Source organism: Veillonella sp. VA142 (genome assembly GCF_003992135.1).
Lineage (GTDB): Bacteria > Bacillota > Negativicutes > Veillonellales > Veillonellaceae > F0422.
Window position 1 is genome coordinate 1 of the sequence record NZ_RQVN01000021.1, and the last position, 13,865, is coordinate 13,865.

Consider the following 13,865-nt stretch of genomic DNA (forward strand, 5'->3'; position numbering starts at 1 on the left):
CTAAGTATCTTTTAAGGGTTCTTTCACGATGTTAAATTATTTATATCAAAGTGTTCAATTTCTACTTGCAATTTAAGAAAGATTTTGTATTTCTTTGAAACCTATCTAAGCAGAGTCTAATCAACTACAGTTCCCTATATTCTGAGCACAATTCATCGCTAACTCAAGGTGTGAATAGATACGGATTTGTTTTTAGTTCGTATGCCAATGTAGTGCTAACACCATGACCAGGATATACCACATAGGATGGATTTAATGTTTTTATTGTTTCTAATGTGACTTTCATAGCCACTGGATCACCATTATAGGTATTCACTTTTCCTACGGTTCCCTTAAACAATGTATCTCCTGTAAACAAACTATGTTGATATCCAACCAATATACTACCTGCACTATGTCCAGGAACTTCCCATATGTTTAGAGAAAAAGGCCCTATCTGTAAAGGTCCTTCTTTCAACGCAATATATGACGAAGTAAACCGTTCTTTATATCCCGATGGCATACGCCGTTTGACTACTAATAATTCCTCATCCTTAGCATGCATATATACTGGGATATGGTACTCCTCTACTATGGCATCGACAGCACAAATATGGTCTGCATGACCATGGGTCAACACAATCCCTACGGGTACCACATCCTGTAATTCTTTTATAATACGTTGACCGTGAAACCCTGGATCAATAATTAGAGCGTACCCATTTTCTTTCAGAATATAACAATTTGTTTTATACAAGCCTTGTGGCGTTCTTATGATGTCCATCGAATCGTCTATATCCTTTTTCTTTCTTTGTAAAATATCCACGCCAAAATCCTGGATGTAATAGTACCAATAAGGTAAATAGCTCTAACCGTCCTAATAACATATCAATAATACAAACTATCTTTGCAATAGGAGCCAATATGGTAAAACTTTCCGTGGGTCCTAATGAGCCAAATGCAAGACCAACATTTCCCAAACTTCCTGCTACCAATGGTAATACATCTGCCAACGGTAATCCCGTTGAGGAAATAATCACAGAGGAAATACCAAAGACGAGCATATAAAGAAAAAAGAACTGTTGTGTAATTTGTAACCATTTATTAGGTAATACATAACCGTTGAGTCGTACCAATTGTACCATATCAGGATGAATAGCTTTCCGGAGGTAGAGAATACTACTTTTTGCCAAGATAATTATCCGTATGATTTTAAGTCCCCCTGCAGTTGAACCACTACAACCACCAAAGAACATTCCCATAAATAATACCATTTGCCCTAAGCTAGGCCATAAGTTATAATCTGCAATGGCAAATCCGGTCCCAGTCTGCATAGAAACAAGTGTAAAAATAGCATTTCGTAAATGTTCAACATTGGCATCTCCGGCTTCCCATATTAAGGCAAATAAAACCAGACTTGAACCAATGGTTAATGTCATAAGATAGATTCTATACTCAAAATCTCTCCAAATCTCTTTGATTCCCCGTTGCCATACAGATTGATAGACTGCAAAATTCCCACCTGCCAATATCATAAATATTACTAATATGATACAGACTAAATAAGAATCAGCATATTTAAATGCACTGCCTGTAATCGGTGACAAGCCTCCTGTAGCCACTGTGGCAAAGGTAAAATTAATGGCTTCAAATACGCCAACACCACTTAGCCATAATAAAAAGGTGCAAGCAAAAGTAAACACTAAATAAATTCTAAGCAAATTCCCAGCCATAGATTGAATCCGTGGTAATACAACACCTGGTCTTGGCACAGAGGCTTCCGCTTCCACCAATGGAGCAACCCCCGTCCCTAAATTTCGCAAGAATGCTAGGACTAACACAATCATCCCCATGCCGCCAATCCAATTGGTGAGACCACGCCATAAAATAAATGCTCTAGGCAAAGCACTAACATCATCAATCATGCTTCCACCAGTAGTCGTGATACCTGATACGGCTTCAAATAAAGCATCTACAAATTGTTCAAGCACTCCACTAAAGTAAAAAGGCAATGCAGAAAATATAGAAGCCAGAATCCAAGTTGCACTCACTACTAGAAACCCATCTCGTACACTATACACATTCGTATTTGTCCCATAATGATATAATAGGAACCCTACTCCTCCTGCTATACATGATGTGATAAGAAACGAGTAGTAAAAAGTCCCTTCATCCAATATACCAAAGAAAAAGGGAACCATAATGAAGGAAGCTAAAATGAGCATCACTTGTCCAACGACTCGCATAATATTTTGAATGCGCATGACTCCTTCTCCTTTCAAAAATCCCTTCTTATTTATTAATATATGCTAACAAAGTGTTAATATTTTCTGGCAATGTAAAGATCACTATATGATCTCCTTCAAGCAACAAAGTATCTCCTTTAGGAACAATCGTTTGATGTTCTCTGACAATGGCACCCACTAAGGATTTTCCCGGCAACTTTAAGTCTCTTAAATATTTATTAATCAAAGATGTTTTTTCCGTAACTTCTATTTCTACCGCTTCAGCTTTAGATCCTTCAAAGGTAAAAATATTAATAAGATTTTCATCTTCTCGTATTAATCGTAAAATTTGTCCAGATGTTAATAATCTTGGTGAAAAAGCTACATCAATACCTACCTGTTCCATTAACGTAATATACTCTAATCGTCCTACACGAACAAATGCCTTAGGTACCCCCATATGTTTCGCTAATAATGCCACCAATAAGTTCAGTTTATCATCATCTGTTAGGCAAATAATAACATCCGTATCACCAATTTCTTCTGCCCCTAATAGATCAATATCTGTTCCATCACCATGAATTACAATAGAACGGTCTACTATAGCAGCTAATTGTTCACAGCGTTCGATATCTCTTTCAATAACTTTTACATCATACCCATCTTGCTCTAAAAGCAGTGTTAAATTTCGACCAATAAGACCTGCCCCAATAATAACAACACGTTGTGTAGGCCGAGTAGCTTCATGTAACCATTCCTCTACGGTATCAATGCTTTCAGTGGCCCCTAGAAAGAACGCATTATCCATATATTCTAACGTACTATTACCATGTGGGATAATCATTTCTCCCCCACGCATAATACCAACCACCAATACATTAGGTGGCAACTCTAGGGAACGTAACGGAATGCCCATAATATCATGATTATTACGAATTTTAAATTCTACTAACCGCACAGCTCCGCTAGCAAATTCTTCAACATCTAATGCAGCTGGCGTTTTTAGAATTTTATAAATTTCTTGAGCCGTTACCATTTCTGGATTTATAAAAAGGTCTATTCCTAATCTCTCACGGATGAGTGCATTGGTATCATTTTCGTACTCTGTTTCCCGAACTCGAGCAATCGTCTTAGGAATACCTGCCGCTTTACCAAGCATACAAGCAAGCATATTAACTTCATCCGAATCCGTTACAGCAATAAGCATACCAATATCTTCGATTCCTATTTCTTGCAATAAGGCGATGCTACTACCATTCCCTTGCACTAAATTTACATCTAAATTGTTTTCTAGATTTTTAATGCGATCTCCATTTTTTTCAATGACATACACATCATGTTGATCTTGCGACAATCGCTGTGCCAAAGAATATCCTACTTTACCAGCACCTACTACCACAATTTTCATGATATATCCCCCTAATTTGTTTCCTCTACTGTAGCAGATTGTTCATCCGCCTCTAGTAAAGTGGTTTGCCCTTTATCTGTTAATAGGGTCCAACCTTCTTCTTGAACAATCAAACCTGCTTTCATCAGATGCCCCAAAGCACGTTTGAAAGCTGCCTTGCTGATATTGAACTTATCTTTAATAATAGGAGCTGATGTACCATCCCCATAGGGCATACGTCCATGACGACTGCCTAAATAAGTCATAATTTTAGCGCCATCCGAAGCGAGTGCCTCTTCTTTGACAGGACGCATAGAAATATTGATACGTCCATCATCACGTTTAAAGGTAATACGACCTTCGATAAGTTCTCCTACTTTTAAAGATTTTGTCATTTCACTACGATGCATGAAAGCAATCCATCGTTCAGGGGTAATCAAAAATGCCCCTTCACTAGTCATGTTATAAATAGCACCTTTCACCATGCCACCAATCTTAGCCTCTGTGGCTGGTTTTGAGGCTCGACGCATAGCATCATCTACATCCATAGACACTGCTAAACGGCCTGATTTATCACTATAGAGGCGAACCCAAACTTTTTCACCATTTTGAGGGCGCCCACGCATTTCTGCATGAGGCATGAAAATCCCCCGTTCCGTTCCCACCTCTACAAAACAGCCAAAGTTTGTTGTATTGATAACCTCGACATAGCCAATCTGGCCTTCTTTCATGGCAGGTAAACGCATACTCGCCGTTAAACGCCCCTTCGGATCTTTGTAGAGAAATACTGTCACTTCATCACCAATCGTAACGGACTTAGTTTGTTGGTCCTTATGCAGTAAAATATCGTCATTCGTATTGCCTGTCTGACCATCCAAGAAAGACCCTTGATCACTTTGACGTAATACTTTGAGAGTAGCAATAGTATTTTCTGATAAGCTACTAGCCATATTAGACTCCTTCAAAGGATTCTCTCGGTGCATCCTTCCACAATTCTTCTAAGCCATAAAAATGACGGTATTCACCTGTGAATACATGGGCAATCACATCACCAAAATCAAGCAAAATCCAATCGCCTTCTCGATAGCCTTCACGATGTATCACAGTCATCCCTTGTTCTGCACCAGCATCTTCAATAGCATCTGCCACACTTTGAGCATGTTTCACATTATTGGCTGTGACTATTAAGAAATAATCCCCTAACATCGTAAGACCTTCCATATCCATAATGGAAATATCTTCGCCTTTTTTATCATAGCCAGCTTGTGCTAAGATGTTTACCGTTCCTAATATATCTTGTTTCTGTTTCATTCTAACTCCTTATCTTGTTGTAGGACTTCCAGGTTCTGTTTTCTCCTTGGTGCCCTCTGTTTCCTTATCCTTAGATCCTTTTCCAGTTCCTTTGGAAGAGTCCTTGGCTCCATCTTTCGGGGAGTCTCCAATCACAGGAATTACTTCTGCATCACTTGGAATATCTCCTACTGTTATACCTATCAATTGTTGCAATTCCACTGGCTCTACATTCCAATAGTCCACATGATCGATTGTCTCTGGCGATCCTGGTAAAATATACCAACGCACTTTATCTTTAGGGAATTCAATCACTTTTGTGAGAAAACGAACCCCATCCCAAGTACTCACATTAGTACTAATATGACTCCATTGCCTCCATACTCGGAACGCCGTTCCTAAGCTGACATGATTACGTTCTCGTTCCAACATAGATTTTAACAAACGTTCTTGGTGCATTGTCCGTGCTAGTGTATCCCCTTCATCATTGAGGAATCGCATATATCCAAAGGCTGTATCATTCGTCAAATCTTGGTATCCTTGATGAATATTGATATCCACTTCACCAGAGGCTGCATCTCGATGTACCATCGATTGTTCCACATATAAACTAGGCGTTCCAAAAATATTCATTATAGAGTGAAAACTGTCTTGGTCTACCACCGCATAATATGGAATAACGATATGGAACATATCCTCCACTACGGCTTTCGTCAATTCAATGCCACCTTGCGCATACATATCATTAATTCGTTGTGGTGCCTCATTATGACGATTAATAATTTTACTATTACTAGGTATACCGATAATCTGCATAGTTTTAGCATCTAAATTGAAAGCCACTACGTATAGTGCATCTGCTTGTTGTGGTTGACTTTTATCCACACCTACAACCAGCATATAGGAAGTCTTAATAGAACTCATATCGATAGGGGTTGTATTTGTCACAGCCGGCAATACATGTGATTCTTGGCTGGTAGTACTAGATTGTGATAGAGAACTTACCACGCTGCGTATCCCCCACACTGTTAATCCTACGATTACTATTAGGAGGATGAGGGCTCCTATGATTCGTCCCCAACGCAGTCCATTTCGACGTGGTTTGCGTCGTATCTTTTGATCCATTTATCCATCTGACCTTTCTAATAATACACTATTTCTACCTCGAATAGTATCCACATGTATGCTTAACCCTTGATCTAGCAAATGACGTATCGTCCCATCATAGGCTTGAACAACAGCAGCATTTAAATCTTGGAATGCCAAATCCCGTAATTCTTCTACACCAGGAAAGCTGCGATTCGGCTCAATATAATCTGCTAGAAAAATAATCTTATCCAGCACACTCATATGTGTACTGCCTAATGTATGAACACGAATGGCCTCACAAATAGCTTCATCTTGGATATGTAACGTCAGCTTAGCATAGGCAGCTCCTGCTGACCCATGCAATAATGCTCCATTTTTCAGCATCTCCGAGTCCACCGGTATCTGAGCCTCTCTCACCAATGATTGCATCTCTTGTAAGGGACTTTCTTTCATAGCATCATGTAATAATGCCGCCATTTCTGCTTGATCCACTGGTGCTCCATAGTGTTTAGCTAATCGTTTTGCCATATCCACCACACCTAGTGTGTGGGCAAATCGTTTTGGTGAAAGCCGTCCTTTCACAATATATTGTAATGTTTCTATTGTCATTGTATCCTTCACTAGCCTATACCTTTCTACGGGATATTACATCATTAACTCCATTTTCAACAATGGTAAGTTCATGTATTGTATATCTTATGTTCCTTAATATATTGGTATACTGATCTCGGCAACATATATCGGGTAGACAATCCATGACGCAATCGATGACGCAAATCCGTAGCGGAAAGCTTCATTTCTGGCACTTCTAAAATATGAATACGACTTTCTCGTTGTCCAAACCATTCGATACTTTCACCGATATCATCCGTCGCACCAGGACGAATGGCCCCGATGAACTCGCACATATCGAGCAGTTCCTCAATATATTTCCAAGTTGGTAAATTCTGAATCGTATCTGTCCCTGCAATAAAGAAAAATTCCGTAGTAGGTCCATACACATCATGAAAATACCGTAATGTATCAATAGTATAGGATTTCCCTTCACGTTGCATCTCTACATCTGATACCACAAAATTGGGGTTATCCAGTACCGCTGCACGTACCATTTCTAACCGATATTTCGATTCAATCACATCTGTTTCCTTGTGTGGAGGCTCCTTAGCAGGCACAAAAATCACCCGATTCAAACCAAATGCCTCTAACGCCATTTCTGCAATCATAAGATGGCCTAAATGAATAGGATTAAAGGTGCCGCCTAAAATTCCGATTCGCTTTCTCTTATCTACCATATAACCACGCCCCTATACACACTAGAGATACTATACCTAGTATGGCTAATACGATGCCGTAAGACTTCCATTCATAAGCCCCTTTAGGAGACTTCATATACTGAAAGTAAGCTTTTACATACTCAAGTTTCATCGTATCTGTCCATGACCAAAGACGAAATATTTATAACTTGTCAAGGCATCTAACCCCATAGGTCCTCGGGCGTGGAGTTTTTGCGTGCTAATACCAATCTCAGCCCCTAAACCAAATTCAAAACCATCTGTAAATCGCGTAGATGCATTGACATACACAGTAGAAGCATCTACCAAGTTCATAAAACGTTCTGCCTGTGTTAGGTCTTCTGTAAGAATCATTTCAGAATGTTTCGTACCAAATGTATTGATATGTGTAATTGCTTCATCAATAGAGGATACAACCTTAATATTCACAATATAATCATTGTATTCCGTACACCAATGATCCTCTGAGGCAGGCTTCACCTGAGAAGATAAGCTTTGAATATGTACATCCCCATAGATAGTAACACCCTTTTCTTCTAACATAGCTACAATCTTAGGGCCTAAATCTTGTAGTCTTTCTTCATGTAACAAAATGGTTTCCATAGCATTACATACCGATGGTCGTGATAGTTTTGCATTTTCCAATACCTGTAATGCCATTGTTTCATCAGCAGATGCATCCACATAACCATGGACAACACCACTTCCTGTTTCTATAACAGGAATTTTACTATTGTTTACAACAAATTGAATCAATCCTGCTCCACCTCGCGGAATCATCACATCGATCCATTTCCGTTGTGCTAACAATTCACCTACAGCCTCACGGTCTAGAATAGATACTAATTGAACAAGTTCCTTAGGGGCACCACAACGCTCTAAAGACCCCTGCATAATTTGTACCATCGCCTCACTTGTATGATATGCCTCTTTACCACCACGAAGAATGATAGCATTGCCTGTCTTAATAGCTAAGGCAGCTGCATCCACTGTCACATTAGGGCGAGCTTCATAAATCATTCCGATAACACCAATAGGAATTTGTCGCTTTTCAATACGCAAGCCATTGTATAGTGTTCTGCTTTCTAGCACTGTACCAATCGGATCCCGTAGGTTAGCTACCTGGCGAACACCTTCACAAATACCTTCAATACGTTCTTTCGTCAATCGAAGTCGATCCATCATCACAGAAGGAACTCCATTCTCTTTAGCCTCAGAACAATCCATATTGTTCGCCTCTAAAATAGTTGGGATTGCCACTTCTAAGTCACAAGCAATCTGTTCCAAGATACGATTTTTATCGTCTGTACTCAGTACTTGTCCTACCATAGAGGCTGATCGTGCTGCTTTGCCTAAACTTTCAAAATATGCAGTATATGGATTCATAATTTACTCCTGTCGTAAGACAACTAAGTTATCTCGATGCACCACTACATGATAGGTATCACGAACGCCTAGAATACTAGGGATATCCTGTGATTTATGGCCTTTAATTTTAAGCAAATCAGATACATTAAAGTTCACAATACCACGAGCGATTTCCTCTCCATCATGAACGATAGATATGGTATCCCCTTCTTCAAATTGTCCTTCACCAGATAGAATGCCTACTGGTAAAATACTGGACCCATTGGTGAGTAACGCATCTCGGCATCCTTTGTCCACATGAATGGACCCTTGTAAACGTGTGCCAAATGCCATCCAGCGCTTTTTAATTTGCGGCACATCTCGATGTGGCCAGAAATGGGTACCTCGTTCTTCTCCATTCATGATAGCCTTAATACTATCTGCATGATCCCCAGAGGCAATGACCATATGAACACCGGAATTCGTTGCAATATGAGCCGCTTGAATTTTCGTATACATACCACCTGTCCCCAAGGAAGACCCAGCACCCCCGGAAATTTCATAAATGTACGGCGTAAGAGCCTCTACTTCATGAATTAAGGTAGCTGTTGGATCCGTCGATGGATTCGCTGTGTATAAACCCTCGATATCCGAAAGGATAATCAATACATCTGCATCAATAATGCTAGCAATGTTAGCAGATAATGTATCATTATCGCCAATTTTAAACTCATCGATAGCCACCACATCATTTTCATTGATAATAGGAATAACTCCTAATCCAATGAGGGCCGTCAATGTATTCCGTAAATTCAGATAATGACTACGTTTCACCGTATCTTCACGGGTTACAAGAATTTGTCCTACCGTATGTCCATATTCAGCGAATAACTTCTCATACATGTGCAACAAAATCCCTTGTCCCACAGAGGCTGCGGCTTGTTTTAAAGCAATATCATCGGGTCTTGACGTGAACCCCAATGAGGGAAGACCGGCGGCAGTAGCCCCAGAAGAAACTAAAATCATTTCTTTTCCTGCATTGGCTAAATTACAAATTTGGCGGACTAACACTTCCATTTTATCAATGTTAATGCGTCCATTTGCATGGGTTAGTGAACTCGTTCCTACTTTAACAATCACTCGTTTCGCCTGTCGTAATTCTTCTCTCATCGCTTCACCTCACACGGATTGATTATCTTGGCAACTCAATTTTTGGATCTTTTGCTTTTTTATATAATACACCATTATGTCCGATGATTTGTACTAATTCTGCTCCTAACATATCTGCTAAATGAGGCAAAATTTCTTTTGGATCCTCTAAGCAGTTGTTTAATACTTTTACTTTGATTAATTCACGTTTTGTAATAGCAGCTCGTGCACTGTCGATAACAGGATCTTCCAATCCCCCTTTACCAATCATCACCACTGCCGGCATAGTGCTTGCTAAGGCACGTAAATATCGCTTTTGTTTGCCTGTCATTCTATCTCCTAATCATGGAATGTAAATCGTTGGTCACCAATGACTACTTCATCGCCATCTTGAATGCCACGTTTTTTCAATTCCGCATCTAAATCCATATAGCGCCAAATTTTTTGGAATCTTCGTAGTGCCTGCTCATCATCAAGATTCGTCATAGCCACCAATTTTTCAATACGAGAGCCACTGATAATATACGATGCATCATCGCCACGAGTAATGACGAAATCTGTATCGGGTTTTGCCTCATAGTATACAGTGTCATCCACCACTTCTGGTTCTGGCACATAGTTTTCTACATAGTACCATGCACGTTCTACTAATGATGACAACCCTTCTCCAGTCAATGCATTCACCGCAAATACTTCATAGTCTTGATCAACAAAGTATTTTGTCACTCTTGGCAATGTGTCTTCATCTTGTAACAAGTCTGTTTTGTTCAATACAATCAATTGCTTTTTCTTGCTTAATTTTTCGCTATATTTAGATAACTCCTCATTAATTTTATGAAAGTCTTCAATAGGGTCACGACCTTCTAATCCAGATACATCCAATACATGGAGCAAAATATTACTACGTTCTACGTGACGTAAGAAGGAATGTCCTAAGCCAATACCTTCACTAGCTCCTTCAATCAAACCTGGAATATCTGCCATAACGAAGCTTTTACCTGGCGCTACAGATACTACCCCTAATACTGGAGTTAATGTCGTAAAGTGGTACGCTGCGACTTCTGGTTTTGCAGAAGACACTTTGCGGATGATAGAAGATTTACCCACGCTTGGGTAACCCAATAATCCCACGTCAGCTAGCACCTTAAGTTCTAAATTTAACCAACGTTCTTCCCCAGGCTCTCCTTTTTCAGCAAAGGTTGGTACACGGTTAGCGCTCGTTTGAAAACGTGCATTACCACGACCACCTCGGCCGCCCTTAGCCACCATGTATATTTGCCCATCTTCGACCAAGTCTGCCATTAATTTTCCTGATTCTTCGTCGGTTATCGTCGTTCCCAAAGGAACAGAGACGATTAAGTTTTCAGCACCACGACCATGCTTATTGGCACTTTGTCCAGCACCACCAGTATCGCCTTTAAATTGACGTTTATATCTAAAATCAACAAGTGTATTGATATTTCTATCAGCTTTTAAAATGATGTCAGCACCTTTACCTCCATCGCCACCATTCGGTCCCCCTTGTGGTACATATTTTTCTCGACGGAAACTACTCATACCATTACCGCCATCTCCCGCTTTCACTAATATACGGGCACGATCTATAAACATAGTTTTTTCCTCTAGCCCTATAGATAGAGCGGCCGAAGCCGCTATATCATAGAGATTTTACAATTTCAATAGCACGTTCCATTTGTACATCCTCTTCAGGATTTGTTTTGGACGGCTCCACAACTTCATCTGGTTCAATTCCAATACCATCAATAACTCTATCATTTGGTGTATGATAGCGAGCAATAGTAATCTTTAGCCCTTCTTCGTCAAGTCCTTGTACTACGCTCTGCACAGTACCTTTGCCATAACTTTTTGTTCCTACAATAGTGCCTGATTTTGTATCTTGCACAGCACCAGCAATAATTTCTGAGGCACTTGCAGAATTACCATTAATCAATACAACTAACGGAATAAGATTATGCTCTCCTTTAGACATATAGGCTGTCGTTTTCCCTCTTCTCGTTTGTACAGTTACAATTGGCCCTTTTGGCACTAAATATTGTCCTATACCATGAGCTGTGGTAATTAAACCACCTGGATTATCACGTAAGTCTAAGACTAACCGTTGCATCCCTTTAGATTGAAGTTCCTCATAAGCTTTCGCAAACTCATCTACTGTTTTTTCTGCAAATTGTGTGACCCGAATATAGCCCACATCGTCTGTTAACATTTGCCCTTTTACAGTCGGCATCACAATGGTTTTCCTCTCAATGGAAAATTCTTTTTCTTCGCCATTGCGAAGAATACGAAGTACTACAAAAGTTCCTTCTTTACCTCGAATGTGATTCGCTACGTCTTCTTTTTCGATATCGGACACAGGTGTTCCATCTATGGCAAGGATTTGGTCTCCCTTTTGAAGGCCCGCTGCTTCCGCTGGTTGTCCTTCCATCGTAGCTCCTACTTTCAGAGTTTTTCCATCAGAAAAGTCCAGTAATAGACCAATGCCGCTATAAGTAGAAGACGTATGTATTTCCAACTCTTTCATAGCATCCTTATCTAAATAGACAGTATGTTTATCATGAGTACCTTTAACTAGTCCTTTCAGCATATTAACAAACAATTCTTCTTTTGCTGGAGGGTCCATAGCCCATTGGGTTGTAATGTAATAGGTATATCCAAATTTGGCAATGCCCAACGGCGAACCTGAGACATACCAAAAGAAAGCCGTTAGTCCAATTAAAAAAGTAACTATCCAAGTAACTATTATGAGCAAAGAATATTTGATAAGATTTTTTAAACTATCTTGTTCAATCTCCTCTTCTATGCTAACAATATTCCCCGCCTCATCCTTTGTAATCACTTCATATCTTACACCCAAGAAAAAAGCCTTAACTTTATGCCAGATAGATTGTTTTTCTTTATCTTTCATAGTCTCCTCTATAAGTATGCCATTGGATCTGTTGGTTCCCCATTAATGCGCACTTCAAAGTGAAGATGCGGTCCTGTAGAACCACCAGTATTACCAGAATAGGAAACGACTTGACCTTTCGATACAGTTTGACCAGGACTGACTGCTACATCACTATTATGAGCATACAAGGTGGACATGCCATTTCCATGGTCAATGATAACGGTGTATCCATATCCGCTGACCCAACCAGCTTCTACGACAACACCTCCATCGGCAGCATGAACTGGTGTCCCTTCATCCACCCCAAAGTCTGTACCTGCATGAAGACGACGAGTACCATAAATTGGATGAATACGCCATCCAAAATTAGATGTAATAGGTGCATTAACAGGACGTGATAATTGACCTGTACCTTGCACCCATGTCACACCACCGCCACCTCCTTGGCTAGCTGCCGCAGCAGCTGCTGCACGTTCCGCTGCCCGTTGTTGTAACATAGCTGTGATGCTTGCAGAGGATGCCATTAACTCATTATACGCACGCTCTGCTGTATCTCGGTCATTCATAGCTCGTTCTAACACAGCTTGGCGTTCAGCTTTTTTCTGATTAATTAAGTTCTGCTTTTCTTGCGCCACTTTTTCTAATTCTAATACCTTAGCACGGTCCGCTTCCAACTTTGCTTTTTTACTAGCAATTTCTTCCCGTTCTGTTTTGATGGTGTTAATCAACTCCATATCAGATTGTAGAATACGTTTCAACATTTCCATACGGTTTGCAAAGTCACTAAAGTCTTTAGAACCAATCACTACATCTAAGTAACTTAAACGACCATTAATATAAATATCTCGCACTCGTTTATAAAATACTTTTTCTCTGGATTGCAAGCGTGCTTGTGCTGCTTTCAATTCCGTCTCTGTTTTTGTTATGTCTTTGTCTAATTGAATCCGATCTGCTTGCACTTGTTTTAATTCTGCAGTAGCAGTATCTAAATCACGTTGTATAGCATGTAACTGTTCATATACGGTACCAATCGTTTTTTCTGCTTCCGATTTTTTATTTGCTTCGTTTGTCATTTGCTGTTGGATATTAGACAACTGATTGGTTAAATCTTCATCTTCCGCTTGATACCAGTACGGTGTAGCCATCATGATAGAACCGCATAGTAAACTAGTTACTAGTGTTACTGTTTTTTTCTTCATCAT

Annotated in this window: 14 protein-coding genes; all 14 read right to left on the minus strand. The window is 39.8% G+C overall.

Annotated features, from left to right (window positions below; genetic code table 11):
* Window positions 1–163 precede the first annotated feature (163 nt).
* The 14 genes from EO117_RS07510 to EO117_RS07575 all read right to left on the minus strand — a co-directional run bounded on the left by EO117_RS07510 (window position 164) and on the right by EO117_RS07575 (window position 13,865).
* Complete coding sequence (locus EO117_RS07510; protein ID WP_126939858.1) at window positions 164–763, minus strand: MBL fold metallo-hydrolase; 600 nt, start codon at window positions 761–763, stop codon at window positions 164–166.
* On the minus strand, window positions 729–2,243 hold the full coding sequence (locus EO117_RS07515) for a TrkH family potassium uptake protein (protein ID WP_126939859.1): 1,515 nt from the start codon (window positions 2,241–2,243) through the stop codon (window positions 729–731). The genes EO117_RS07510 and EO117_RS07515 overlap by 35 nt, the downstream gene beginning before the upstream one ends.
* Window positions 2,244–2,271: 28 nt before the next feature.
* Window positions 2,272–3,612: a Trk system potassium transporter TrkA gene (trkA, locus tag EO117_RS07520; protein WP_126939860.1), complete on the minus strand. Its 1,341-nt coding sequence runs from the start codon at window positions 3,610–3,612 to the stop codon at window positions 2,272–2,274.
* A gap of 11 nt (window positions 3,613–3,623) precedes the next feature.
* Window positions 3,624–4,541 (minus strand): S1 RNA-binding domain-containing protein, encoded by a 918-nt coding sequence (locus EO117_RS07525; RefSeq protein WP_126939861.1) that lies wholly within the window; start codon window positions 4,539–4,541, stop codon window positions 3,624–3,626.
* A gap of 1 nt (window position 4,542) precedes the next feature.
* On the minus strand, window positions 4,543–4,902 hold the full coding sequence (gene rsfS, locus EO117_RS07530; RefSeq protein ID WP_126939862.1) for a ribosome silencing factor: 360 nt from the start codon (window positions 4,900–4,902) through the stop codon (window positions 4,543–4,545).
* Between the two features lie 9 nt (window positions 4,903–4,911).
* The gene (locus EO117_RS07535; protein WP_126939863.1) at window positions 4,912–6,006 is read right to left on the minus strand and encodes an LCP family protein; all 1,095 of its coding nucleotides are present in this window, start codon (window positions 6,004–6,006) and stop codon (window positions 4,912–4,914) included.
* Window positions 6,007–6,579, minus strand: coding sequence for a bis(5'-nucleosyl)-tetraphosphatase (symmetrical) YqeK (gene yqeK, locus EO117_RS07540; RefSeq protein WP_126939864.1), 573 nt, complete (start codon window positions 6,577–6,579; stop codon window positions 6,007–6,009).
* Window positions 6,580–6,650: 71 nt separating this feature from the next.
* Window positions 6,651–7,262: a nicotinate-nucleotide adenylyltransferase gene (nadD, locus tag EO117_RS07545; protein WP_126939865.1), complete on the minus strand. Its 612-nt coding sequence runs from the start codon at window positions 7,260–7,262 to the stop codon at window positions 6,651–6,653.
* A 129-nt stretch (window positions 7,263–7,391) separates the two neighbouring features.
* Window positions 7,392–8,648 (minus strand): glutamate-5-semialdehyde dehydrogenase, encoded by a 1,257-nt coding sequence (locus EO117_RS07550; protein ID WP_126939866.1) that lies wholly within the window; start codon window positions 8,646–8,648, stop codon window positions 7,392–7,394.
* Window positions 8,649–8,651: 3 nt separating this feature from the next.
* A complete protein-coding gene (proB, locus tag EO117_RS07555; protein ID WP_126939867.1) occupies window positions 8,652–9,779 on the minus strand; it encodes a glutamate 5-kinase in 1,128 nt (375 codons plus the stop codon).
* Between the two features lie 22 nt (window positions 9,780–9,801).
* The gene (yhbY, locus tag EO117_RS07560) at window positions 9,802–10,089 is read right to left on the minus strand and encodes a ribosome assembly RNA-binding protein YhbY (RefSeq protein WP_126939868.1); all 288 of its coding nucleotides are present in this window, start codon (window positions 10,087–10,089) and stop codon (window positions 9,802–9,804) included.
* 8 nt (window positions 10,090–10,097) lie between these two features.
* The gene (gene obgE / locus EO117_RS07565) at window positions 10,098–11,369 is read right to left on the minus strand and encodes a GTPase ObgE (RefSeq protein WP_126939869.1); all 1,272 of its coding nucleotides are present in this window, start codon (window positions 11,367–11,369) and stop codon (window positions 10,098–10,100) included.
* Between the two features lie 46 nt (window positions 11,370–11,415).
* Entirely contained in the window at window positions 11,416–12,681 is a 1,266-nt protein-coding gene (locus EO117_RS07570; RefSeq protein ID WP_126939870.1) for a S41 family peptidase, read from the minus strand.
* Between the two features lie 8 nt (window positions 12,682–12,689).
* Window positions 12,690–13,865: a murein hydrolase activator EnvC gene (locus tag EO117_RS07575; protein ID WP_371413096.1), complete on the minus strand. Its 1,176-nt coding sequence runs from the start codon at window positions 13,863–13,865 to the stop codon at window positions 12,690–12,692.

What these genes read in the sequence shown, in the direction of transcription:
- EO117_RS07510 (WP_126939858.1), bottom strand. Translation starts at nt 763, where the DNA reads ATGGACATCATAAGAACGCCACAAGGCTTGTATAAAACAAATTGTTAT.
- EO117_RS07515 (WP_126939859.1), bottom strand. Translation starts at nt 2,243, where the DNA reads ATGCGCATTCAAAATATTATGCGAGTCGTTGGACAAGTGATGCTCATT.
- trkA (WP_126939860.1), bottom strand. Translation starts at nt 3,612, where the DNA reads ATGAAAATTGTGGTAGTAGGTGCTGGTAAAGTAGGATATTCTTTGGCA.
- EO117_RS07525 (WP_126939861.1), bottom strand. Translation starts at nt 4,541, where the DNA reads ATGGCTAGTAGCTTATCAGAAAATACTATTGCTACTCTCAAAGTATTA.
- rsfS (WP_126939862.1), bottom strand. Translation starts at nt 4,902, where the DNA reads ATGAAACAGAAACAAGATATATTAGGAACGGTAAACATCTTAGCACAA.
- EO117_RS07535 (WP_126939863.1), bottom strand. Translation starts at nt 6,006, where the DNA reads ATGGATCAAAAGATACGACGCAAACCACGTCGAAATGGACTGCGTTGG.
- yqeK (WP_126939864.1), bottom strand. Translation starts at nt 6,579, where the DNA reads ATGACAATAGAAACATTACAATATATTGTGAAAGGACGGCTTTCACCA.
- nadD (WP_126939865.1), bottom strand. Translation starts at nt 7,262, where the DNA reads ATGGTAGATAAGAGAAAGCGAATCGGAATTTTAGGCGGCACCTTTAAT.
- EO117_RS07550 (WP_126939866.1), bottom strand. Translation starts at nt 8,648, where the DNA reads ATGAATCCATATACTGCATATTTTGAAAGTTTAGGCAAAGCAGCACGA.
- proB (WP_126939867.1), bottom strand. Translation starts at nt 9,779, where the DNA reads ATGAGAGAAGAATTACGACAGGCGAAACGAGTGATTGTTAAAGTAGGA.
- yhbY (WP_126939868.1), bottom strand. Translation starts at nt 10,089, where the DNA reads ATGACAGGCAAACAAAAGCGATATTTACGTGCCTTAGCAAGCACTATG.
- obgE (WP_126939869.1), bottom strand. Translation starts at nt 11,369, where the DNA reads ATGTTTATAGATCGTGCCCGTATATTAGTGAAAGCGGGAGATGGCGGT.
- EO117_RS07570 (WP_126939870.1), bottom strand. Translation starts at nt 12,681, where the DNA reads ATGAAAGATAAAGAAAAACAATCTATCTGGCATAAAGTTAAGGCTTTT.
- EO117_RS07575 (WP_371413096.1), bottom strand. Translation starts at nt 13,865, where the DNA reads ATGATGAAGAAAAAAACAGTAACACTAGTAACTAGTTTACTATGCGGT.